We start from the raw sequence: 23,447 nt of genomic DNA, 5'->3' as shown, positions 1-23,447 counted from the left end.
CCGCGCGGACAAGCGCTCAGCGGCCGCTGACGGCGACGACGTCGCGGCCGTGGGCGGTCAGGGCCCAGATCACGAAGAAGTCGAAGGCGATGATCAGCACCGACCAGATCGGGTAGTACGGCAACCAGGCGAAGTTGACCAGGATGCTGACCGCGGCGATCGCGACGGCCAGTGTGCGCGCCCAGACCGCGCCGGAGAACAGGCCGATCCCGGCGAGCACAGCGATGGCCCCGACGATGACGTGGATCCAGCCCCAGGTCGTCACGTCGAACTGGAAGATCCACTTCTGGGTCGTCACGTAGAACTCGTTGGTGGCGATGCCCACGACGCCCTGCATGGCATGGCAGATGCCACCGATGATCAGGATGATCGCGGCCGCGACGGTCACGCCGACCGCGAGTCCACTGGGAGCGGTTGTCTGTCGTGTGGTCATGGCCGCACCTCCGGTTCGGGCGTTTGCCGCTTCAGCCTGCCGCGGAACGGACCTTTCGGGCATCACCCTGGCGGGATGAGCCGCACCCTTGCCACTGGTCCGCCCGAAACCCGGCCGGGCTGATCAACTCGGCGATTTTCGGCCCGGATCGGCCCAATTTCGCCGAGTTGATCAGCCCGCCTCCGGACCGAGCCCGTCAACCCGAACCTCCCCTCACGACAACACTCTTGCTATGCGTAGACGTATACGTATACTTGCTTTGGAGGTTATGATGACCACGTGCCCAACAAGACGATCTATGTGTCCGAGGACGATCTGGCCCTGTTCCAGCGGGCCCAGGAGATCGTCGGCGGCAATTTGTCGGCCGCGATCGTGCGCGCACTGCGCCGGATGGTCGAGGTCGAGGACGCCCAGCTGGAGGGCTTCGAGGAGATCACCGTTCGCGTCGGTCCCGGCAAGGGCCGCCGGCAAAGGTTTCTCGGCGTTGAGCTGGCCGCCTGGACCCGATCCACCAAGGACAAGGTCGAACAGTTCAAGGTGTACCGAAGCCGGACCGGCAAGTACGTCCTGCACACCGAGAAGTCCGCGGAGGCCCACTGGACGGCCGGCGCCGACGGGTCGGCGACCGGCTGGCGCAAGCACTTCAGCACCGATCAACAGGTCGGGGTTGCCGCCCCGACCGCCACTCTCGAGGTCCTCGACACCATCGAGGACCTGCGCGCGAAGGTCCCGTCCGAACTCTACGACCTGGTCGTCATCGCCGACAGTGCGCCGGTCGTCGAGGATCTCGATATCTGACCCGACCCGGCCGCGCTTCCTTTCCTGTCTTTCCATCCCGGCCCAGGGAGGCCTTGGCATGCCCGAAAACGCTCCAGCCATCGACATCACCGGTCTGACCAAGTCGTTCGGCGACCAACCGGTCCTGCGCGGCGTCGACCTGACGGTGGCCACCGGCACCGTCTGCGCCCTGCTCGGACCCAACGGTTCCGGCAAGACCACCATCGTCAACATCCTGTCCACCCTGCTGCCCGCCGACGGTGGCACGGCCCGCATCGCCGGGTACGACGTGTCCCGCGACGGCGCCCGGGTCCGCGCCGCGATCGGCGTGACCGGCCAGTTCTCGGCCGTCGACAACCTGCTCACCGGCGCCGAGAACCTGCGCCTCATGGCTGATCTGCGGCGGCTCGGCCGCACCGAGGGCCAGCGCCGGATCGATGATCTGCTCAACCTGTTCGACCTGCGCGAGGCGGCCGGCAAGCCGGCCAGCACCTACTCCGGCGGCATGAAGCGCAAGCTCGACCTGGCCATGACCCTGGTCGCCCGACCCCAGGTGCTATTCCTGGACGAGCCGACCACCGGCCTGGATCCGCGCAGCCGCCGCGACCTGTGGGCGGTGGTCCGATCACTGGTCGACGACGGCGTGACGATCCTGCTGACCACCCAGTACCTGGATGAGGCCGATCGCCTGGCCCACCGGGTCGCCGTGCTCGACCAGGGGCGGATCGTCGCCCACGACGAGCCGGCCCGGCTCAAGCAGCAGGTGCCCGGCGGGCAGATCCGGCTCCAGTTCGCCACCCCCGCCCGGGTCGCCCACGCCCGGCTGGTGTTGGCCGACGAGTGGCCGCCGGCCGAGCGCGCCCCCCAGCAGCCGGCCGGCGCCGATACCACCACCCTGCAGATCGATCTGCCGGCCACCGGCACCGTGCCTGCCCTGCGGGCGTTGCTCGACCGGCTCGACGACCAGGACGTCCCGGTCGACCACGTCGAGGTCAGTGCCCCCGACCTGGACGACGTGTTCTTCGCCCTCACCTCGACGACCACCCGAAAGGCCATGCAATGACTACCCTGTCGCACCCAATCGGCGACTCCGTGATCATGTTCCGGCGCAGCCTGGTCCGGATGAAGCGCTATCCGAGCATGACGATCATGCTGGTGGGCTTCCCGCTGCTGTTCCTGCTGCTGTTCGTCTACGTGTTCGGCGGCACGCTGGGCGCCGGCCTGCCGGGCGGCGGCGGCGCCGACAGCCGGGCCGATTACCTGGCCTACGTCACGCCGGCCATCGTGCTGATGGCCGCAGCCTCGGCCGCCCAGGGCACGGCCATCTCGGTGGCCATGGACCGGACCGAGGGCATCGTCGCCCGGTTCCGGACCATGCCCATCGCGCCCAGCAGCATCCTGGGCGGGCACGTGCTGGGCAGCCTGGTCCAGTCGATGCTGGGCATGGGCATCATCATGGCCGTCTCGGTGCTGCTGGGCTTCCGGCCGACCGCCGACCCCGCCCAGTGGCTGGTGCTCATCGCTCTGCTGGCCCTGATCGCCTTCGCCCTGACCTGGCTCACGGTCGCCTTCGGCCTGCTCTCCCGCAGCGTCGAGACGGCCAGCAACACCCCTACCTTCCTGATGATCCTGCCGTTCCTGAGCAGCGGGTTCGTGCCGACCGCGTCGATGCCGGCCGGGCTGTCCTGGTTCGCCGAGCACCAGCCGTTCACCCCGATGATCGAAGGCATTCGGGGGCTGCTGGCCGGCCAGTGGGAGTGGGCCACCCTGGCCACCGCCGCGGGCTGGTGCGTGATCATCGCCATCGCCGGATACCTCTGGGCGCGCAGCCTGTTCCGCCGCCCCGCGACGGCCGACCACTGACCGCGCCGTCACCCCGACCCGGCTGTTGATCAGTCGAAAATAGGTGACGGGCGGCTCGGACGGGGGCGTGTTTGAGTTGCCGGCCTGCTGGTGTGGGCTGGTTGGTGACGGGCGTGGGGGTTGGCGGGGCGGGGTTAGTTCATGCGGCGTCGTTGTGGGTGACGGTGTAGCCGTTGGTTTCGAGGATGGTGCGGGCGCGGCGGATCCGGTTCTTGTCCAGGTCGCGGCGGCGGTATTCGTTCAGGTAGGTGGGTCCGAGGTCGTGGTAGTCGGTGTCTTTGCGGATCAGGTGGTGACAGGTCTCCAGGATGATCCTGGAGATCGCGACCAGGGCTTTGGTTGGTTTCATCCGGGTACACAGATCGGCGTACTTCGCGGCCAGGTACGTGCTGTGGGTGCGGGCGGCGGCCTTGGCGCACTGGAACAGCACTGCGCGTAGTGACCGGTTGCCCTTGCGGGTCCGGGTCGAGAGGTGTCGTCCGGCTGATTCGTTGTTCCCGGGGCTGAGCCCGGCCCACGAGGCCAGCCGGTCGGTCCCGGTGAACCGGCTCATGTCGATCCCGATCTCGGAGACGATGATCATCGCGGCGCGGCGGCTGACTCCCGGGATCGTCTCGAGGTGGTCAACCGCTCGGGCGAAAGGGGCGATCTCCTGGTCGATCTGTTGGTCCAGGTCCGTGAGGAGCGTGTCGAGGTCGTTGATCTGTCGCATCATCGTGGCGGCCAGTCGCGCGTGGTGGTCGGTGAAGTGTCCGGTCAGGGCCTCGGTCAGTTCCGGGAGCTTGCTGCGCATCCGGACCAGCGCCAGGTCCGCGACCTGGCGGGGATCACTCATCGCCCCGGCCGGGTCGTTGATCATCGCGTGCAGCATCGCGGTGGCCGATTTGCCGGTGATGTCGCTGACCGTGCTGGACAGCTTGATCCCGGCGGATTCGAGCAGATCCTGCAGCCGTTGCACGGCGCGGGTCCGGTCGCGGACCACGTTGCTGCGGTACCGGGTCAACTCCCGCAGCTCCCGCACCGGGATGTCCGGCACGAACGAGGGTGTGACGAGCCCGAGCTGAGCCATCCGAGCGATCCATTCGGCGTCCTTGACGTCGGTCTTGTTGCCCGGTACCCGTTTGACGTCCCGCGGGTTGAGTAGCCAGCATCTGAACTGGTCTTCCAGCACCAGGAACAATGGTTTCCAGTACACCCCGGTCGATTCCATCGCGACCAGCTCGATGTCCAGTTCGGTCAGCCAGTCCCGTAGCCGCAGCAGCGATGGTGTCGTCGTGGCGAAGGTGCGGACCTTGAGTCGTTTGACCCGGCCGTTCTCGATCAGCCGGACCGCGACCTTGACATCGCGCTTGGAGATGTCCATCCCCGCGACCCGGCCGTAGGCGATCTCGTCGTCGTCGATCACCGGCATCAGCCTTACCTCCGTTTCCGGTATCCCTTGTGACGGGTGGTGCCGCCGTCGGGTGGGAGGTCTCCCGGCAAAGACGATCAGTCACGTGCTCGAAGCAACACCACGGGATCCCTGACCGACCTCCAGCGTCCAGTTCATGGCCAGGCTCGCCGGCACCAATCAACATCGACGTCAGACAACCCGAGGGCAGCACCAAGAACATTTTCGCCGCCACGGGACGGCCCGCAAGGGCCCCCAGTCGTTCATGGGGAGAGTGCTGTTCTGGCTGCGCCAGAACAGCACTCTCCCCATGATCAACTCCAGCAGGAGGGGGTAGCGTCGGGCGGGTGACGAGATCGGTCGATGTGGACGTGATCGTGGTCGGTGCCGGCCTGGCCGGGTTGACCGCCGCGCGCGACCTGAACGCAGCCGGGGTCGAGGTGCTGACGCTGGAGGCCCGGGACCGGGTCGGTGGGCGAGCCTGGACCGAGCCGGCCGCACTGCGGGGCACCGGGTTCGAGATGGGCGGCATGTTCGTCGACCCGTCGCACACCGCGATCGTCGCCGAGCTCGACCGGTACGGGCTGACCCTGGATCCGCTGCCGTTCCCGACCACCGTCACCTGGCTGACCCAGGGCGTCGCCCGCCGCGGCGGTCTGCCGGTCCCGCCGGATGAGCTGCCGCAGCTGGAGATCGCGGTCCGCGCCTGGCAGGACGCGGCCGCCGAAGCGGGCGCCGGCGGCTTCGTCCCCGGCTCGGTGGCCGAGTTCTTCACCACCCGGGTGCACGGCCCGCACACCCTGGACCTGCTGCGGGCCTACTTCTGCACCGAGGTCTCCGGCGACTGGGCCGAGGCGTCCATGCAGACCATGGCCGAGGACCTGGCCGGTTCCGGCGGGTCGGTCACCCGCTGGACGGTGGCAGCCATGCTGGCCCCCACCGTGCACGGCGGCGTGAGCGCCCTGACCGCGGCGCTGCACCGCGAGGCGGGTGACGTCCAGCTCGGTACTCCGGTCGCCGGCCTGACCGACGACGGATCCGGCGTCGACGTGCGCACCGCCGCCGGCGGATCCCGGCGCAGCCGGGCGGTCGTGCTGGCCACCCCGCTGAATACCTGGCGCGACGTCGCCGTCTCCCCGCCCTGGCCGGCCGAGGCCGCCGCCCTGATCGCCCGCGGACACCGGGGGCGCGGGTACAAGCTCGGGGTGCTGGCCCGGGGCGAGATTCCCGATGTGGCCTTTTGCTCGCTGCCGAACCTGTTGGTGGTCAAGACGATTCGCCGGTGGTCGGACGGGACCACGAGCCTGGTGGCCTTCGGCCCGCAGCCGGACGGGATCGACCCGGACGATCTGGCCGCCATCGCCGACCTGCTGCGGCCCGTCGCCGAGGACATCGAGGTGCTGGCCGCGGCCATGCACAACTGGACCGCCGACCCCTGGTCCCGGGGCACCTGGTTGGCCCACGACGCGGCCACCAGCGCGGCGCAGGTCGACGCGGTGGCCGTCCCGCACGGCCGGATCGTGCCGGCCGGCGGCGACGTCACCCGGGTGTCCGCGTCCTACCTGGAAGGCGCCGTGCACAGTGGCCGCGAGGCGGCTCGCACCGCCCTGGGACTGCTGGGTTGACCGGTCGTGAGGTGCCCGCTGCGCCCGGCACTGACCCGTCCGGTCGGCTATCCATCCTGGACAAGACCCTCGGTTACTTTTGTCTGTCGGGACCATCGGCCGGCCGGGTGGCGCGCGGCACTGTGACGACGGCAACATCCGGCCCGCAGGCGTCGCATCCGGCTCCGGCACCGGCCGCGCGGGTGGTACCGGTCCCCACAGTTCAAGGAGGAACTTCATGGCTGAGGTGCTCGCCGAGGGATTCAACGTCTTCGACACTGCGAAATCGCCCTCGGGGACGGTGAAGTACCTGGCCTCGCCGGCCGACGTGATCTCGTTGATCCAGTCCGGCAAGCTGGCCGAGCACATCCTGTTGGTGCGCGGCGGAACCACCACTTTCCTGGCCCCGGCCCTGAGCATGGGGGCCATCGGGGTGATCACCATGTCCGGGGCCCCGGAATCGCACCTGGGCATCCTGTCCCGCGAATTCCAGACGCCGTGCGTGATGACCGCCCATTTGACCGGGAGCGAGTCCCGGTATGTCGTCGGAAACACCGACGAATCCCACTTCGAGGAGATCGCCGGATCGCTGGACGGCCGCAAGGTGCGATTGGACTGCACGGATCACGAGGTCGGCCGGGTGGTGGCCGAGAACTGATCCCTTCCCTGACGTTCTCGCGGCCACTCGGACAGGAGCAATGAGTCAATGACGACCATGGAAAACAAGCGCTCGACGTACCAGCAGCGGTACGAAGCGGCCGACGACGGCCTGCGCTTTCAGGACCTGACCTACACCGGCAATTTCGTCGGCCTCGAACCCGTCACCGACGGCATCAAGGGCGACAAGATGATGCGCTCGCGCGCCAAGAGCGGCGTGCTGGAACGCGTCTCGAAGGACGACGTGCTGCGCGACCAGTTCACGATCGACGAGCTCAATGATCTGAACAACTACCTGGCCTGGAACATCTGGGACGTGCTGGTCATGCGCGCCACCGAGGGCGTCAGCGGCATGATCCCGCGCCAGGAATACGAGATCCTCGCCTTCATGCACGAGTTCTACCGGTGGCCGGAGATCCTGCGGATGACCACCGACGAGGCCGGCGGTCCCCAGGGTGTGATGGACATCGGCGCGTCGGCCCGCCGGGAGATCGGCACAAAGGTCAACGCGGTGCACGACTGGTGCATCGGGGCGGTCGGCTTCGGCATGGGCCGCTGCGGCCTGCTGGCGCTGGAGGTGATCGGCCCGGACGACTACATCGAGGAGGAGTCCAACGAGATCCTCAAGTTCATGCAGCGGATCCTGTGGGGCAAGCGGCAGGACGGCTACATCCTCAACTCCCAGGACCGCTACCGCTGCCGCATCCATGAACCCGACTTCCTGGCCACCCTCACCGCGCAGGTGGAGCCGCTGGAGGCGGGCAGCCCCAAGCACGGCGCGTTCACCCAGTTCAACGCGGCGGCCGAACTGCTCTCGTTCCTGGACCACTACGACTGCCGGCTGGGGCTGGGTGACACCGGGCCGTACGAGCTGCCCGACGGCAACCTGCTCATCCTGCGCGACCTGTTCGTCAACGAAGAGGTCTTCCACTGGAGCGACGTCTGCGAGGACGCCGGCCTACCGCACGCCTACACGCTGGCCATCGTCATCGATCCGGAGAAGATGGCGTTGGCCGAGATCCGGGTCAACGACATCTCGACCACCTTCACCCGGCCCAAGAACTACATCGACGCGATCGTCGGGGGCGCGGTGTTCTCCCGGGAGAAGTGGAACACCCCGATGGGCCAGGTCAACCACATCGCCATCGACGAGCTGGACGACCACCTGGAGCGGGTGCGGGCGGCGACCTTCAAGCTCTACAGCAAGACCGCCAGGATGTGCCGGCGGGACCTGATCTGGAACGGTCAGTACGTCTACTACGTCGACATGATCCTGCCGCACATGCGGCTGGCCGGCGCCTACGAGAAGGCGTGCCGGGACTACGACCTGTGGGAGATCGACCAGCGGGTCGCCAACTACTACTACGACATCACCAAGCGCGGTTTCGCCCAGGAGACCGTGCCCAGCAAGATCTTCTCCGGAGCGGGCTACCTGCCCTTCTCCGACAACGCCGATCGGCGCCGGTCCAAGTACCGCTGGCTCTGATCCTTTCTCCGGCAGGCTCCCGTCGGGGGCGGCGCAGCCCAGGCGCCGCCCCCGATCGCATGTAAGGAACCGACGATGGTTGTGGTGCTCGATACGACCGACTACGACGTGCTCAACGTGGTGGCCCTGAAGAAGATGGCGACCGCGGCCGCCGTCACCCAGGTGATCGCCGTCCCGGCGCAAGCGGTGCAGGACGCCTTCGCCCGGTTGGCCGCGGACGGTGTGGTGTTCGTCGCCGGGGGCGCGGCGCTGCCCACCGACGAGGCCGAACCGGCGCTGCGGGCGGCCGCCGCCGATCGGTACGCGGCCCTGCGCACCGACCCCGCCGTGCTGGCCCTGGTGGACCGGTTCGAGACGGTCAACGCCCAATTCCTGACGACGATCTCGCTCTGGCAACAGATCGACGTGGGCGGCCGCAAGGTGGCCAACGATCACACCGACGCGGAGTACGACGACAAGATCATCAGCCGGATCGACAAGCTGGTCGCCCGGCTGACCCCGCTCATCGACGCGCTGGCCGGGCACGACCCACGGTTCGCCGGCTACGCCACCCGGTTCGCCGCGGCGATGGCCGCCGTCGACGGCGGGCAGGCCGAGTTCGTCTCCTCCCCCACACTGGACTCCGTGCACACCGTCTGGTTCGAGTTCCACGAGGACCTGCTGCGCACGCTGGGCCGGGAACGGGTCGAATGAGCGTGACCGCGTTCGCCGGCTACACGCTCACCTTCGCCGAGGCCGATCCGGCCGACGTGGACCGCCTCGGCGGCAAGGGCGCCGGTCTGGCCCGGATGTCCCAGCAGCAGCTGCCGGTGCCCCCCGGGTACATCATCGGCACCCCCGCCTGCCGCTCCTACCTGGCCCAGAACCGGTTGCCCGACGGCCTGGTCGAGGAGATCCTGCATCGCTTGGACGATCTGGAGCGGGCCAGCGGCAAGGTGTTCGGCGGCGGGCCGGTGCCGCTGTTGCTCTCGGTGCGCTCGGGCGCGCCGATCTCCATGCCCGGCATGATGGACACCATCTTGAACCTGGGCATCAACCGGGCCAGCGCGCTGGCGCTGGGCACGGCCACCGGGGACAGCCGGTTCGTCGCCGACGTGGTCGCCCGCTTCCACGCGATGTATTCCGAGACCGTGCTGGGGGCGCTGGATCCCGGCGCGGGGGTGGATCGGGTGGTCGCCGGGGTCGCGGCCGACGAGGATCCCGGCGTCGTCTACGACCGGGTGTGGGCGGCGTGCGAGCAGGCGCTGGCGCAGGACACCGGGGACTCGGTGCCGGCCGATCCCCGCGATCAGCTGATGGGTGCGGTGGAGGCCGTCTTCCGCTCCTGGAACACCCGACGGGCCCGCACCTATCGCGACTTCCACGCCATCCCGCACGATCTGGGCACCGCCGTGGTCGTGCAGTCGATGGTGTTCGGGAACCTGTCCGACGATTCCGGATCCGGCGTGGTCTTCACCCGCAACCCGGTGACCGGCGAACCCGGCCTGTTCGGCGAGTATCTGGCCCATAGCCAGGGTGAGGACGTGGTCGCCGGCACCCGGACCCCCGACCCGGTGGTGCAGGCCCTGGCCCCGACGGTGCTCGGCGAGCTGCGCTCGACCTGCGCGGCCCTGGAGCGGGCCCAGGGCGACGTGCTGGACATCGAGTTCACCGTCGAACGATCGGTGCTCTACCTGCTGCAGGTCCGCGCGGCCAAGCGGACCCCGGAGGCCGCGGTGCGCATCGCCGCCGATCTGGTCGACGAGGGCACCGCGACCCGGCCGGCCGCACTGCGGACGGTCTCGGCCGCCCAGGTGCGCCAGGTGCAGCGGCCGGGGTTCGACCCGGCCGAGATCGCCGCGGCCCGGGACGGCGGGCGGCTGGTGACCACCGGCATCGGCGCCTGCCCGGGGCAGGTCAGCGGCGCCCTGGTGCTGGACCCGGACCGGGCCAAGGCGCGGGCCGAGGCCGGCGAGGCCGTCGTGCTCGCCCGCGCGGTGACCAGCCCGGCCGACCTGCACGGGATGATCGCCGCCCGCGGCATCGTCACCGCCACCGGCGGGTCGACCAGTCACGCCGCGGTGGTCGCCCGGGCCCTGGGCACCTGCTGCGTGGTCGGGGCCGGCGAGCTGCACATCGACCCGGCGGCCCGCATCCTGCGGGCCGGCGAGCGAACGCTGCGCGAGGGTGACCCGGTGTCGCTGGACGGGTCCACCGGGGAGCTGTTCGCCGGGGCCTTCGCCGCCGCGACCCCCGCCGCCGCCTCCGGTGCCCTGGATCGGCTGCTGGCGATCGCGGCCGACGCGAGCGGCACCGAGGTGCTCAGCCGGGTCACCCTGCCCTCCGACGTCGAGCCGGCCCGCGCAGCCGGGTGCACCGGGCTGGTCACCGCGATCGACGACGTGCTGGCCGCCACCGGACACCTGGACGGCCTGATCGCGCACCTGCTGGCCGGCCCGACCCGCGAGGACGACGAGTTCGAACGCTTCACCGACCTGGTCGCGCAGGAGCTCACCCCGATCCTGGCCCGGGCCGGTGAGCTGGAGGTCGGGGTGCGGGCGATCGACCTGGTCGCCGACGAGTCCCGCGAGCTGTTGCAGCAGACCGCGGTGACCACCCGCAACCCGGAGCTGTCGCTGCCGCTGGGCCGGCGGGCGCTGGTCGAGGCCCAGCTGGCGGGGCTGTCGCGGGCCGTCGCCGCGGCCGGCGGCACGGCCCGGGTGCACTTGGCCGTCCGGCACATCAGCGACCCGGCCGAGGCCCGGTTGCTGCGCGAGATCGCTGGTGAGTCGGGCATTCCCGTCGGGTCCTACCTGACCAGCCCGCGCGCGGTGCAGGCCATCGAGGCCATCGCGACGTCCTGCCCGGTGATCTGGCTGGAGGTCCGCTCGTTGCAGGCGGCGATGTTCGGCCTGCCGCCCCGGCTGCTGCTGACCGCCGAGCCGCTGGACGGCTACCTGCGGCGGGGGTTGCTGGCGCTCGACCCCCGGACCACGCTGGACCCCTCGGTGCACCGTCTGCTGACCGGGGTGCCCGCGGTGTCCGGCCCGGCCCGGGTCGGGGTGCGGCTGGCCGGCGAGGTGTCGGAGGCGGTGGTCGAGCAGCTGTACCGGCTGGGGTTTCGCCGGTTCGCGATCTCCACCCCCGAGACCCGGCCGCTGGTGCTGGCGCTGGGCCGGGCCGCGACCGCCTGACCCGACCGCGCCGGCGGGTGCTTGTCCGCCGATCGGGGGACCCCACGATCCACCGGTCGATCCCCCGATCGACCGACGGTGCCGCACCCTGCGCTGGCCGATGGTGGTGACTACCGGAACCAACCGGGAGCGCACAACCTGCGGGAGTGGTCGCCATGAGCACGAGAATCCTGAGCCGGCGGCCGGATCGGCAGGACCCGACGACCGACCGGACCGCATCGGCGATCCGGCCGTTCGTGAGCACCCTGCTGGCGGTGGTCGGCCTGCATGCCGTCGCCGCCGCCGCACTGCTCGATCGGGGGCTCTCCTGGTCCGGGCTGGTCACGGCCACCATTACGGCGGCCAGCGTGGCCATCGGGACGGCCGCGCTCGTGCGGCAACAGGATGTGGTCAACGCGGTGTTCGGAGGGGTCACCGCGGCGCCGCATTCCTGGCCGCTACGAGTGCGGGCCGCGCTCGCGCAGGTCCATCAGGTGCTGGCCGGCATCCACGTCGGCAGCGCCATCGCGGCGACCGGGTGGTTCGGCGCCTTCACCGCGCTGGTCGGCTGGCGGGTGCTGACCGGTGGGGCGGCCTGGACGGCGGCGTTCGGGGTGGCCGCCGCGATCCTGGTGGTGCTGGTGATCATGACGATTTGCGCGGTCCCGCGGATGCGCGAGCGGCACCATGACCTGTTCGAGGCCACTCATCGTTTCGGTGGCTGGCTGGCCCTGGCGCTCTTCGCCGTACTGACCGTGCTGTTCGGGGTCGTGACGACCCGGGGTCCGGCCGGTTCGTGGGAGCTGACCGTCGCCGACTCCCCCAACACCTGGATCCTGCTGCTGGCGGCGGTGGCGGCGATCCTGCCGTGGTTGCAGCTGCGGCGAGCGGCGGTGCAAGTCGCGGCGCCGTCGGAACACGTCGCCCTGGTGACGGTGAATCGCGGCCGGTCCGTCCGCACCGGGTCGGCCAGCCGGATCGCGCGGCGCCCACTGGGCCAGTGGCACGCCTTCGCCAACATGACCGTGCCCGGCTCGACCGAGTACCGGATGGCGGTGTCCCGGGCCGGCGGCTGGACCTCGGAGTTCATCGCCGACCGGCCCGACCACGTCTGGGTCAAGGGCGTGCCGACGACCGGCGTCGGCTCGGTGTCCCGCCTGTTCACCCGGGTGGTGTGGGTCGCCACCGGCAGCGGGATCGCGCCGTGCCTGCCGCACCTGCTGGGCGACCCGACCCCGGCCCGGCTGATCTGGGTGACCCGGAACCCTGAGCGCACCTACGGCCGCGAGCTGGTCGCGCAGATCATGGCGGCCCAGCCGGACGCGCTGATCTGGGACACCGACGCCGACGGCAAGCCCGATCTGGCCCAGCTGGCCGCCCGGGTCTGCCGGGAGACCGGGGCCGAGGCGGTCGTGTGCATCTCGAACAAGAAGGCCACCATGCGGGTGGTCGGCCGGCTGCGGGCGGACGGCATCGCCGCCTACGGCCCCATCTGGGACTCGTGATCAGCGGTCGCCGAATGCCGATCGCAGTGCCGGCGCGACGTCGCGGTAGGTGCGGATCGGGGCGAGCCGGCCGCGGCCGGACCGGGCCAGCTGGCGACCCAGTTCCCGGTCGTTCTCGCCCGAGACATCCAGCAGTACATCCACTCTCGGCAGCCGAGCAGCCTCGATTCGGGGATCGGGGCCGGCGTTGTGCACGCAGTCGGACAGCAGCACCACCCGCGCGTCCCGCACCGGCACCCGGGCCAGCTGCTCGCCGGCCAGCTGCAACGGGAAGGCCACGTTGGTCAGGCCGCGGGCCGGCAGGGCCAGGATCCGGTCAAGCAGATCCAGCGGCCGGACCGGGGCCCCGAGTGGTGCCACCACGGCGGCGTCGGACCAGAAGGCGATGACCGCCAGGTGATCCCGGTGCAGTTCGGCGGCCAGCGCGGCGACGGTCGCCGCGGCCGTGCGGACCCGCTCACCGCGCATCGACCCGGACACGTCCACGACCAGGACCACCGACCGCCGGGTGCGGACCCGATCGCGGACCACGATGTCCTCGTCGTCGGGCACCGGGCGTTCGGCCAGGACCTCGATGGTGCGGTCCAGATCGATCTCGTCCGCGCCGCCCCGGTAGGGCAGGCTGGCCAGGCTGCCTGCCCCGCGCCGGGCCGACGCGTCGTGCCGGGGCAGGGGCACGGACAGGCGGGCGGCGATCTGCCGGGCCTGCGCCCGGACCGCCGCCTCGTGCTCGCGGCGACCGCCGACCAGGTCGGCGGCGTCGACCACGCGGGCGGTCTCGTCGGTCAGGCCCGGCGCCGAACCGCCGGCCGGGGTGGGCGAGTGGGGCGATCCGCCGGGCCGGGCGCCCCAGACCAGGCCGGTGCCGCCGCCCCCGACCGGGACGAACACGGTCGGCGGGCTGGTCAGTTGCTTGGGCCGGCGCCGCAGGGGTGAGCGCGACGTGGCCGGCCGACGGCCGGGCCGGCGCAGCGGCGAATCGGCGGCCACCGCTCTTCAACCGGGCCGGGCGGCCGCCGGGTCCAGCACGAAGTGATCCTGGAAGATCTCCCGGAGCACCTGCTCCGCCGTGGTCTCGGCCGCCTCGTCCAGATGGATACGACCGGACAGGGCGACGATCATGGCGTCGAAGACGGTCTCGACGTAATCGGTGTCGCCGGGATCGGAGATTCCGCGCAGGGCGCACAGTTCCGCGGCGACCAGTACGGTGTCGATCGCGCCGCGCACGCTGCTGCCCTGCCGGACGTCGGGGTGGGTCCGGGTGGCCCGGGTGAGCGCGACCCCGTCCGGGATCAGGCGAGAGCCCAGGCCGGCCGGCACATCCGGGGCGCGCAGCGCCACCACCGCCCGCTCGGCCGGCTCGTCCTGGTAGTCGATCGCCAGCCGGCACAGCCGGTCGTGCACGGAGGTCGACAGCCGGGTGGTGCCGACGTTGTCGTAGGGGTTCATCGAGGCGATCACCCGGAAGGAGGCGGCCGCGGTGACGGTGCCGACCCGCGGCACCGCGATCGCCCGGTCGGCGATCGCGGTGAGCAGGGTGTTCAAGGTGTCCTCGGGGGCCCGGTTGAACTCCTCGATGTAGAGGAACCCGCCGTCTCGCATGGCCTCGACCAGGGGCCCGGGGACGAAGTTGTCGGCGCTGTAGTCCTCCCGCAGCACCCGGGCCGGGTTGTGGTGCCCGACGATTTTGGCCGGGGTCAGGTCGGCGTTGCCCTCCACGAACAGCAACGGGATGCCCCACTGGGCGGTGATCGCCTTGAGCATCGTGGTCTTGCTGGTGCCGGGCGGACCCTCGAGCACCAGGTCCCGCCCGGCCGCGACGGCCGCGAGCACGAGGTCCAGTTCGCGCTCGCGGCCGACGATGGATGCAGCGACCCGTTGCCGAATGGCGATCACGTCGGCCGCGGCCATCAGCCGGCCCGAACCGCCGGCCGGTGCCGGGCGACCGTTGGCCGCCGCGATCGCTGTCATCGCCGTCCTTATCGCTGGGTCGAGCCGGCATCCACCGGCAACGTGACGCCGGTGATGTAGCGGGCCTCGTCGGAGGCCAGGAACAGCACCGCGTTGCTGATGTCCCGGGGTTCGACCCACGGAATGGGCAGCGCATTCATGCTCTGGAACGTGGCCCGGGCATCCTCGCTGGTGGGTGTGGCGAGATCGGGGCGGAACAGCGACCAGGTCGCCTCGTTCTGCACCATGTCGGTGTCCACGCTGGTCGGATGCACCGTGTTGACCCGGATGCGGTGCGGGGCCAGTTCCAGCGCCAACGTCCGCATCAGGCCGACCACACCATGTTTGGCCGAGACGTAGTGCGCGAAGTTGGGGTACCCTTGAGCCCGGCCGTCGAGCTGGTCAGCACGACGGACCCGCCGCCGGCCGCGATCAGATGCGGCACCGCCGCTTTCGCGGTGTGCCAGACCCCGGTGAGGTTGACATCGATCATGTCCGACCACATCGACTCGTCCAGGTCGGCGCCGCCGGCCGCGAAACTGAAGATGCCGGCGTTGCCGCAGACGATGTCCAGCCGGCCCAGTTCGGCCACGCCCGCGTCCACGGCGGCCCGCACGGCACCGAAGTCGCGCACGTCGGCCTGCACCGCGACGATGCGGCGATCAAGCGCCTCGATCTCCTTGACCGTCTGCTCCAGGTCGGCCGGCGTGGCCATCCCGTACGGGACGGTGTCGATCTGGTCGCAGATGTCGACCGCGATGATGTCGGCGCCCTCCTCGGCGAGCCGGAGCGCGTGGCTGCGCCCCTGCCCGCGCGCGGCACCCGTCACGAACGCGACCTTGCCCGCTACTCGTCCGGTCACCGGTGCTCCCCTTACTTGATGCCGAAACCGGCGTCGACGGGCAGGGTGACCCCGGTGATGTACCGGGCCTCGTCAGAGGCCAGGAACAGCACCGCGTTGCTGATGTCCACCGGTTCCACCCACAGGATCGGCAGCACGTTCAGGCTGCGGAACACCTCGTGCGCGTCCTCGATCGTCGGATTCTCCAGGTCGGGCCGGAAAAGCCCGGCGGTCCAGCTGTTCTGGATCATCGGGGTGTTCACCACGGTCGGGTGGACGCTGTTCACCCGGATGCTGTGCGGAGCCAGTTCCAGCGCCAGCGTGCGCATCAGACCGACGACACCGTGCTTGGCCGAGACGTAGTCGGAGATGTTCTGCATGCCTTTGAGGCCGGCCGCCGAGCTGGTCAGCACGATCGAGCCGCCCCGTTCACCGGCCAGCAGGTGCGGCACGGCCGCCTTGGCCGTGTGCCAGACCCCGGTCAGGTTGACGTCGATCGTGTTGTGCCACTCCTGCTCGCTCTGCTCCCACGACGGCCGGTTCCCACCCGCGATACCGGCGTTGGCGCTGACGATGTCGAGCCGGCCGAGCTCGGCGACCCCGGCATCGACGGCCGATTTCAGCGCGTCGTAGTCCCGCACGTCGGCCTGGACGGCGACGATGCGCCGGTCGAGGGCCTCGACCTCTTTCACGGTTTGCTCGAGGTCGGCCGGTGAGGCCATCGGGAACGGCACCGTGTCGATCTGGTCGCAGATGTCGATCGCGATGATGTCGGCCCCCTCCTCGGCCAGCCGGACGGCGTGGCTGCGGCCCTGACCCCGCGCGGCCCCGGTGACGAAGGCGACCTTGCCTTCTACTCGACCCATGCTGATGCACTCCTTCTTCGTGGTCGGGTCACCGTCAGCGGATGGTGTTTCCGGCGTCGACGGTGAATTCCAGTCCGGTGACATATCGGGCCTCGTCGGAGGCCAGGAAGAGCACGGCGTTGCTGATGTCGCGCGGGTCGACGATCTCCACCGGCAGCGTGTTCATGAAGATCGGCCCCAGGTTCGGGTCCCGGCCCAGCAACGTCTCCAGGCCCCCGAGCCCGGAAACCATCGGGGTGTCCACCCCGGTCGGGTGCACGGTGTTGACCCGGATGTGGTGCTTGGCCAGCTCGTTGGCCAGCGATCTGGCGATCCCGACGACGCCGTGTTTGGCGGCCACGTAGGGCGCCAGGAACGGCAGGCCCTTGATGCCGGCGGTGGAGCTGGTGGCGATGATCGAGCCGCCGCCGGCCGCAATCAGGTGCGGGATCGCCACGACCATGCTGTTCCAGACCCCGGTGAGGTTGGTGTCCAGGGTGTCCTGCCAGGCGGCCGGGGTCACCTCGTCCCAGGCCTGGATGGTGCAGATACCGGCGTTGGCGCAGACGATGTCGAGTCGCCCGAGTTCGGCCACGCCGCGCTCGACCGCCTCCCGCAACGCGGCGGCGTCGCGCACATCGGCCGGCAGGGCGACGATCCGGCGGTCGAGCGCCTCGACCTCCTTGACCGTCTGGGCCAGATCCTCGGGGGTGGCCATCGGATAGGGCACGGTGTCCAGCTGGGCACAGATGTCGACCGCGATGATGTCGGCGCCCTCTTCGGCCAGCCGCACCGCATGGCTGCGCCCCTGACCCCGGGCCGCCCCGGTGATGAACGCGACCTTGCCCTCGACACGCCCCATTGCGCGACTCCGTTCGCCGGTGCCGCCGGGAGGACAACGCCTCCAGTGACGGCGATGTCAGCTGACCTCGATGTCAACTGCCTGCTTCCCACCCTAGATGCACTGAGTGCATCAAGAAAGACCCGTGGCTGAAGATTCGCTGTGTCAATGTTCCGGTCGGTCAATAGGGTCGGGGCGTGACCGAACCCGCCGCCGTCCCCGCCGAACCACCCGTCGGCCCCTCGCGCCGCCCGGGTCGGCAGCCGGCCAGCTCGCGCACCGAGATCGAACACGCCGCGTTCCGGCTCTTCGACGAGCGCGGCTTCGAGCAGACCACCGTGGACGACATCGCCGGGGCCGCCGGGATTGCCCGGCGCACCTTCTTCAGCTACTTCGCCTCGAAGAACGATGTGCCGTGGGGCTCGTTCGACCGCGAACTGGACTACCTGCGCGCGGTGCTGGACCAGACGCCGGACAGCGTCCCGGTGATGGAGGCGATCCGGCGGGCGGTCCTGGCCTTCAACACCGTCGACCCCGCCGAGCAGCCCTGGCATCGCAAGCGGCTGGCCCTGATCCTGAGCACCCCGGCCCTGCAGGCCCATTCCACCCTCCGGTACGCCCAGTGGCGGCAGGTCGTCTGCGAGTTCGTGGCCCGTCGGCTGGTCGCACCGGTCGGTTCGCTGCTGGTCCAGACCATCGGTTACGCCTCGCTGGCCGCGGCCATCGCCGCCTACGACGTCTGGTTGACCCAGGACGATGCCGACCTGCTCGACCTGCTGGACACCGCCTTTCGCGATCTGGCCGACGGCTTCGCCCGGGCGCAGCCGCCCCGGACGCTCACGCCGGTTCGGTCAGACCGGCCCGCAACGCCGCCAGCTCGTCCTCGGTGATCCCCCGTGAGGCCGCCCACCCGGCCGCACCGCCGTGCTCGCGGTCCAGCCCGGCCAGCAGGCCGACGATCGTCTGCTCCTGCGCCTGGTAGACCTGCGGCGGCACGCGGGCGATGTGCTCGCGGTACCGGGGCCAGCCCAGGAAGCGCGCGACGATGCGATCCATGTGGACGGCCGTGCGCAGGTAGTCGGCGACGATCTGCTCGTCGCGGACGCCGATCAGCCGCAGCAGCAGGGCGATCATCAGGCCGGTCCGATCCTTACCGGCCGCACAGTGCACCAGCACCGGGCGCCCGGCCAACGCACACAGCACCCGCACCACGGTGGGCAGCGGGGAGGCCGGGGCGGCCAGGTGATCGAGCGAGAAACGCAGGGCCTGCTCGTCGGGCGGCACGCCGTCGGCCGGGGACAGGTCGCGCAGCGGCGCGTTCAGGTAACACACCCCGGTGTCGGCCATCGGCCCGCGCCCCTCGCCGACCGCCTCCGGGCCGGCCCGCAGATCGACGATCAGCTCCAGCCGCAGCGAGGTCACCAGGAAATCGACGTCCGCCGCCGTCAAGGCCTGCAGGGTGTCGCTGCGCACCAGCACGCCGGGGCGCAGCCGGCGGCCGTCCTCGGTGGGCAGACCGCCCAGGTCCCGGAAGTCCAGTGCGCCGACCAACGGGCTGCGGGTCGGCTCCGGCCGCACGTCAGGCACGGCAGACCCGGCGCACCGCCTGCAGCAACTCGTCGGCCGGGGGCGGCCCGGACGGTCGCCCCGGCCCCGGTGGCAGGGCGCCGGCCGGGGTCGAGGCCGGGGCCGAGACCGGAGCACTGCCCTGCCGGCGGCGGCGACGGATGGCCGCCGCCCGCCGCACCGGATCGTCACCGACCACGAAGTCCTTGACCGGGCAGTCTTTTCCGCTGCAGCCACACCCGCAACCCGAGGCCGGGGTGGTGGGGCGGACGGCCTCGGGTCCGCGAGCCGGATGCACGGCCGGCACCGCGCACGCGCCCCGCGGCGGTCGGGCCGCCTCGTCGCCCAGGATGTGCGCGCCCAGCTCCTGCGGCCACAGCGCGACGAACTCGGCCCCGGCCCGGGTCAACTCGTCGACCGAATGCATGCCCCAGGCCACCCCGACCGCGCGGATACCCACCGCGAGCGCGTCCTTGACGTCGCCGGCGGTGTCGGTGACCAGCACGGTGCTGGCCGGGTCGGCGTCGCGCCGGGTGGCGGCCTCGTCGTAGTCGGCGGCGCACCGGCGGCCGTAGCCGTTGCCGGCGTCGGCCAGGAAGCTGCGCATGGCCGTCTTCTTGTCCGGGGCGATATCGCCCCCGAAGACGTGGGCGAAGCAGAAGGCCAGATCGTTGGCCACCAGCACCCGGCGCAGCACCGCCATCGCGTTGGACGACATGACGGCCAGGGTGCAGTCGGTGGCCAATCGCCGGACCACCTCGGCCATGCCGGGTACCAGCGGCGGCGTGTACTCGGTGCGCAGCAGCTCCAGGAAGGCCGCGTTCACCTGCTGCGCCTGTGCGTCGTCCCGGCACAGCTTGCGGATGGAGCGAAACACGTTGCCGTTGAACAGCTCGAAGTACTTCTCCGGCCGGTCCACGCCGAGCTCGAAGCGATCGTTGATGCGCGCGAAGATCTCCCAGGACGCAATCCGGGTCTGGACCAGGGTGCCGTCCAGGTCGAAGATCACCGCCCGCACCGGCGGGCGATCGGCGTCAACCACGGGCGGCGACGCCGGTCCGGTGCAGCCGGGCGTACACCTCACCCAGCTCACCGAGGCCGACGAAGTCCATCGCCTCGCCGTAGCCGGTCCGCCCGTTCATCTCCCAGCGCAGCAGGCTGTTGTGCCCGACCACCCCGGGTTGCGACTGCCACGGGAAAGTGGTCAGCGCGGAGCCGGTCAGTTCCCAGGTCCGGTCGGCGGAGTCGATGACGGACAACGAGACCCGCTCCGGATAGAACCCGGCGCGTTCGGTGCGCCCGCCGCCGGCCTTGAGCCCGAACACCTTTCCGTCCTCGAGCACGTACCCGTGGGTCATCCGGATCTCGCCCGCCGCGTCCGGGCCGTCCTGCGTGGAGAAGTCGAACAGGCCGTGCACCACCAGATCCCGGGAGAAGTGCGCGTGCATCCAGCTCAACCGGGAGGTCTGCCGTTCGGCCCGCACCCCCCAGCTGTGATCCATGGTCGACACGCAATCGATCGGGGTGCGCAGCCCGCGCAGCTCGATCTCACCCTCGTAGTGGCCGGTCTGGTCGAAATGGCCGGCGTAGGCGTGACCCCAGGTCAACGACATGTCCCGATCGACGGCCATCGGGTCCTGCGTCGGGTCGTTGATGTCGTAGGGCTCCATCAGCGCCGTGTACCGGAAGTGGATCTCCAGACCGGCCGCCGGGTCGGAATAATCGACGTCCCACACCCGGTTCGGCTCGCTCGCCCGGACCCGAAGACCGTTGGCCAGCGAGTAATCCAGCAGGTTCGACGGTTGCGGGACGACCAGGTGCTGCCAGGCGTCCCAGTAGTCGGCCGCCCAGGGCATCGTCACCCGGCGGCTGTTCACCGAAACCGTCGAGCCGAGCACGCCCAGCGGCTCCCGGAACAGCCCGTAGATGCCGATGTTCATCGGCCGGTCGGTGTCCTGCCCGGCGTACAGGCCGAAGTAGTTCGTCTCCGACCACAACGGGTCGTCGCTGGTCGGACGATGGAACTGGGCGTCCTGCGAGCGGATCACCGATGAACCTCCTCCTGGTCGGCGCGGCGGCCGGCACCCGGCTGCGGGGCCGTCGGCACCCGGTCAGACTCTGCCCGCACCGATGCCCCGGCCATGCCATCCCGGGACAACCACACCCCGGGATGCTGTCCGAACGGGATAACGCCCCCGTCGCGGAACCCACCCTACGGTCCGTGGTGTCGGCGGCCCATCGCGCCGAGCGGTGACTCACGATCGGGACTCACGATCGGGATGTGACGACCAATGGAGGTGGTCCGGGCATGCGGTTGGCCACAGTGCTCGGCCAGGTGGTCGCCACGGTCAAGGAACCCGGGCTGGACCGGTTCACCCTGCTGGTCGTCCAGGACGCCGCCGACGATCCCGGCAGTGCCCCGGGAGCGGCCTACGTCGCCGTCGACCTGATCGGCGCCGGGGTCGGGGAGCTGGTGCTGGTCGTCGGGGGCAGCGCCGCTCACCTGGTCGCCAGCGGCACTGCCGGCCAACACGTACCGACCGACCGGGCCGTCGTCGCCATCGCCGACACGGTGATCCGGGACGGCGCGGTCACCTACCGCAAGCACTGATCCACGGGCCGACCAGAACAGTCGGCCACCACCCGCTACCAACTTGGAGGACCCCATGGCCACCACGGGCACGCCCGGCACCCTCGGGCCACGCGGCGCGCTGGGCCTGATCGAGACCAAAGGCCTGGTCGGCGCGATCGAGGCGGCGGACGCCATGGTCAAGGCGGCCAACGTGCAGATCGTCGGCCACCGGGAGATCGGCGGCGGCCTGGTCACCGTCATGGTCCGCGGCGACGTCGGTGCGGTGAAGGCGGCGACCGATGCCGGCGCGGTGGCCGCCGGCAAGGCCGGCGAGGTGGTGTCCGTGCACGTGATCCCACGGCCGCACGAGGAGACCGAAGGCATCCTGGCCATCCTCACCCGGCCGAAGGGCTGACCGTCCGCACGCCCGGCGCCCAACCCCTCGGGGTACCGGGCGTGCGGCCTCCACCCCCTTCCGTGTGTCCGACGCCGGGCCCAGCACGGTGCCGTGTCCGAATCAGGGCCGTGTCCGAATCAGTGCCGTGTCCGAATCAGTGAGGTGCGTTGATGACTGCCCAGGTGGACGGCCTGGACGCCGATCTGGCCGGCCTGGTCGATGTCCGGGCCAAGGCGCGCGCCGCGCGCCGCGCCTTCGATCTGCTCGCCGGCGCCGACCAGGCCCAGCTCGATCGCTACGTGCGGGCGATGGCCGAGGCCGGCACCCGGGCCGCCGAGGAACTGGCCCGGCTGGCCGTGGACGAGACCGGTTACGGCCTCTACGAACACAAGATCTACAAGAACCGGTACAACACCGGGTTCGTCGCCCGGTGGATGCTGCAGCGGCGGGCCGTTGGCGTGCTCTGGGTGGACGAGGCGGCCCGGGTCACCGCGGTGGGGGCGCCGATGGGCGTCATCGCCGGCATCATCCCGGTCACCAACCCGACCTCCACCGCCCTGTTCAAGTGCCTGGCCGCGGTCAAGTCCGGCAACGCCATCGTGCTGGCCCCGCACCCCCGGGCGGCCGGCTGCACCCTGCGGGCCGCGCAGATCATGGCCGAGGCGGCGGTCGCCGCCGGCGCCCCGGACGGGTTGATCTCCTGCCTGGAACAACCCACCCTGACCGTCACCGCCGAGTTGATGCGGCGCCCGGAGATCGCGCTGGTGCTCGCCACCGGTGGGCCCGGCATGGTGCGGGCCGCCTACTCCAGCGGCAAACCGACCATCGCCGTCGGTGCCGGCAACGTGCCGGCCTACGTGGGCGCCAGCGTCGCCGACCCGGCCGAGGCGGCCGAGATGATCCTGACCTCAAAGTCTTTCGACAACGGCACGGCCTGCGTGGCCGAGCAGTCGGTGGTGGTGGTCGACGCCGTGGCCGACGCGTTCCTGGCCGCCTTCGCCGCCCGCGGCGCGCACTGGCTCGACGCCGGGCAGCAGGAGGCGCTGGCCCGCACCCTGTTCGACGAGCGGGGCGCCATGCGGCCGGCGTCGGTCGGCCAGTCGGCCGGCACCCTGGCGCGCCTGTCCGGATTCTCGGTGCCGCGCGGCACCCGGGTGCTGGCCGCCCGGCTGGACCAGGTCGCGGCCGACGTCCCGCTGTCCAAGGAGATCCTCGGGCCGGTGCTGTCGGTCTACCGCGTCAGCGACGCCGCCGCCGGACTGGACCGCTGCCGGCAGGTGCTGGCCCTGGGCGGGGAGGGCCACACCGCCGCGGTGCACGCGGCCGACCCGGAGGAGATCGCGCCGTTCGCCGCGCTGCCTGCCGGCCGGATCCTGATCAACACCCCGGCCCTGTTCGGCGGCATGGGGTTCTCGGCCGAGGTCGACCCGTCGTTCCAACTGGGCACGGGCACCTGGAGCGGGTCGATCTGCTCGGACAACGTGACCCCCCTGCACCTGATCAACATCAAGCGCATCGCGCACGAGGTCCGGCCGTGGCGCACCGTCTACGACCCGGTGGAGCTGTGA

At 70.8% G+C, this 23,447-nt stretch carries 22 protein-coding genes and 1 pseudogene; 13 read left to right on the top strand and 10 right to left on the bottom strand.

All coding sequences use genetic code 11. The annotated features are described in order from the left end of the window. Positions 1 to 16 precede the first annotated feature (16 nt). Entirely contained in the window at positions 17 to 433 is a 417-nt protein-coding gene (locus tag NAMU_RS11770; RefSeq protein ID WP_015747630.1) for a DUF7144 family membrane protein, read from the bottom strand. A 279-nt stretch (positions 434 to 712) separates the two neighbouring features. Between NAMU_RS11770 and NAMU_RS11765 the strand changes: the two genes are divergently transcribed. Genes NAMU_RS11765 through NAMU_RS11755 form a run of 3 tightly spaced genes read left to right on the top strand, consistent with a single transcriptional unit; the run spans position 713 to position 3,073 of the window. After that, a complete protein-coding gene (locus tag NAMU_RS11765) occupies positions 713 to 1,231 on the top strand; it encodes an EXLDI protein (protein WP_015747629.1) in 519 nt (172 codons plus the stop codon). 58 nt (positions 1,232 to 1,289) lie between these two features. Next, on the top strand, positions 1,290 to 2,273 hold the full coding sequence (locus NAMU_RS11760) for an ABC transporter ATP-binding protein (protein WP_015747628.1): 984 nt from the start codon (positions 1,290 to 1,292) through the stop codon (positions 2,271 to 2,273). Next, positions 2,270 to 3,073: an ABC transporter permease gene (locus NAMU_RS11755; protein WP_015747627.1), complete on the top strand. Its 804-nt coding sequence runs from the start codon at positions 2,270 to 2,272 to the stop codon at positions 3,071 to 3,073. Before NAMU_RS11760 ends, NAMU_RS11755 begins: the two co-directional genes overlap by 4 nt. A gap of 139 nt (positions 3,074 to 3,212) precedes the next feature. Here NAMU_RS11755 and NAMU_RS11750 read toward each other — a convergent pair whose 3' ends face one another. After that, complete coding sequence (locus tag NAMU_RS11750; RefSeq protein WP_015746281.1) at positions 3,213 to 4,484, bottom strand: IS110 family RNA-guided transposase; 1,272 nt, start codon at positions 4,482 to 4,484, stop codon at positions 3,213 to 3,215. Between the two features lie 326 nt (positions 4,485 to 4,810). Here NAMU_RS11750 and NAMU_RS11745 point away from each other — a divergent pair, with 326 nt between their 5' ends. From NAMU_RS11745 to NAMU_RS11720, 6 genes are all read left to right on the top strand, one after another. After that, on the top strand, positions 4,811 to 6,088 hold the full coding sequence (locus NAMU_RS11745) for a flavin monoamine oxidase family protein (protein WP_041368781.1): 1,278 nt from the start codon (positions 4,811 to 4,813) through the stop codon (positions 6,086 to 6,088). Positions 6,089 to 6,305: 217 nt separating this feature from the next. After that, the gene (locus NAMU_RS11740) at positions 6,306 to 6,725 is read left to right on the top strand and encodes a PEP-utilizing enzyme (RefSeq protein ID WP_015747625.1); all 420 of its coding nucleotides are present in this window, start codon (positions 6,306 to 6,308) and stop codon (positions 6,723 to 6,725) included. Between the two features lie 48 nt (positions 6,726 to 6,773). Continuing rightward, complete coding sequence (locus tag NAMU_RS11735) at positions 6,774 to 8,210, top strand: hypothetical protein (protein WP_015747624.1); 1,437 nt, start codon at positions 6,774 to 6,776, stop codon at positions 8,208 to 8,210. Positions 8,211 to 8,285: 75 nt separating this feature from the next. Beyond that, the gene (locus NAMU_RS11730; RefSeq protein ID WP_015747623.1) at positions 8,286 to 8,903 is read left to right on the top strand and encodes a hypothetical protein; all 618 of its coding nucleotides are present in this window, start codon (positions 8,286 to 8,288) and stop codon (positions 8,901 to 8,903) included. Beyond that, complete coding sequence (locus NAMU_RS11725) at positions 8,900 to 11,383, top strand: pyruvate, phosphate dikinase (protein ID WP_015747622.1); 2,484 nt, start codon at positions 8,900 to 8,902, stop codon at positions 11,381 to 11,383. The genes NAMU_RS11730 and NAMU_RS11725 overlap by 4 nt, the downstream gene beginning before the upstream one ends. Positions 11,384 to 11,538: 155 nt before the next feature. Further along, complete coding sequence (locus NAMU_RS11720; protein WP_015747621.1) at positions 11,539 to 12,867, top strand: ferredoxin reductase family protein; 1,329 nt, start codon at positions 11,539 to 11,541, stop codon at positions 12,865 to 12,867. Here NAMU_RS11720 and NAMU_RS11715 read toward each other — a convergent pair whose 3' ends face one another. From NAMU_RS11715 to NAMU_RS11695, 5 genes and pseudogenes are all read right to left on the bottom strand, one after another. After that, positions 12,868 to 13,857: a vWA domain-containing protein gene (locus NAMU_RS11715; RefSeq protein WP_015747620.1), complete on the bottom strand. Its 990-nt coding sequence runs from the start codon at positions 13,855 to 13,857 to the stop codon at positions 12,868 to 12,870. A gap of 6 nt (positions 13,858 to 13,863) precedes the next feature. Next, positions 13,864 to 14,778, bottom strand: a complete 915-nt coding sequence (locus tag NAMU_RS11710; protein ID WP_041370451.1) for an AAA family ATPase — start codon at positions 14,776 to 14,778, stop codon at positions 13,864 to 13,866. A gap of 68 nt (positions 14,779 to 14,846) precedes the next feature. Further along, a pseudogene (locus tag NAMU_RS11705) lies at positions 14,847 to 15,679 on the bottom strand (mycofactocin-coupled SDR family oxidoreductase). 11 nt (positions 15,680 to 15,690) lie between these two features. After that, the gene (locus NAMU_RS11700; RefSeq protein ID WP_015747618.1) at positions 15,691 to 16,524 is read right to left on the bottom strand and encodes a mycofactocin-coupled SDR family oxidoreductase; all 834 of its coding nucleotides are present in this window, start codon (positions 16,522 to 16,524) and stop codon (positions 15,691 to 15,693) included. 34 nt (positions 16,525 to 16,558) lie between these two features. Beyond that, a complete protein-coding gene (locus NAMU_RS11695; RefSeq protein WP_015747617.1) occupies positions 16,559 to 17,365 on the bottom strand; it encodes a mycofactocin-coupled SDR family oxidoreductase in 807 nt (268 codons plus the stop codon). Positions 17,366 to 17,541: 176 nt separating this feature from the next. Between NAMU_RS11695 and mftR the strand changes: the two genes are divergently transcribed. Beyond that, entirely contained in the window at positions 17,542 to 18,234 is a 693-nt protein-coding gene (mftR, locus tag NAMU_RS11690; RefSeq protein WP_015747616.1) for a mycofactocin system transcriptional regulator, read from the top strand. Here the strand turns inward: mftR and NAMU_RS11685 are convergent. From NAMU_RS11685 to NAMU_RS11675, 3 genes are read right to left on the bottom strand one after another with little or no spacing between them, the layout of a single operon-like run. Further along, a complete protein-coding gene (locus NAMU_RS11685) occupies positions 18,182 to 18,922 on the bottom strand; it encodes a tyrosine-protein phosphatase (protein WP_015747615.1) in 741 nt (246 codons plus the stop codon). The two genes, mftR and NAMU_RS11685, sit on opposite strands and share 53 nt — an antisense overlap. 1 nt (position 18,923) lies before the next feature. Next, on the bottom strand, positions 18,924 to 19,952 hold the full coding sequence (locus tag NAMU_RS11680) for an HAD family hydrolase (RefSeq protein ID WP_015747614.1): 1,029 nt from the start codon (positions 19,950 to 19,952) through the stop codon (positions 18,924 to 18,926). Then, positions 19,945 to 20,958, bottom strand: coding sequence for a DUF7064 domain-containing protein (locus NAMU_RS11675; RefSeq protein WP_015747613.1), 1,014 nt, complete (start codon positions 20,956 to 20,958; stop codon positions 19,945 to 19,947). Before NAMU_RS11675 ends, NAMU_RS11680 begins: the two co-directional genes overlap by 8 nt. Positions 20,959 to 21,218: 260 nt before the next feature. Here NAMU_RS11675 and NAMU_RS11665 point away from each other — a divergent pair, with 260 nt between their 5' ends. From NAMU_RS11665 to NAMU_RS11655, 3 genes are all read left to right on the top strand, one after another. Continuing rightward, positions 21,219 to 21,521, top strand: a complete 303-nt coding sequence (locus NAMU_RS11665) for a EutN/CcmL family microcompartment protein (protein WP_015747612.1) — start codon at positions 21,219 to 21,221, stop codon at positions 21,519 to 21,521. A 55-nt stretch (positions 21,522 to 21,576) separates the two neighbouring features. Further along, positions 21,577 to 21,897: a BMC domain-containing protein gene (locus NAMU_RS11660; protein ID WP_015747611.1), complete on the top strand. Its 321-nt coding sequence runs from the start codon at positions 21,577 to 21,579 to the stop codon at positions 21,895 to 21,897. A 152-nt stretch (positions 21,898 to 22,049) separates the two neighbouring features. Next, entirely contained in the window at positions 22,050 to 23,447 is a 1,398-nt protein-coding gene (locus tag NAMU_RS11655) for an aldehyde dehydrogenase family protein (protein ID WP_015747610.1), read from the top strand.

It is taken from the genome of Nakamurella multipartita DSM 44233 (assembly GCF_000024365.1).
GTDB classification, from domain to species: domain Bacteria; phylum Actinomycetota; class Actinomycetes; order Mycobacteriales; family Nakamurellaceae; genus Nakamurella; species Nakamurella multipartita.
Note: the sequence above shows the minus strand (reverse complement) of the source record. Positions and strands in the feature narration are given on the sequence as shown.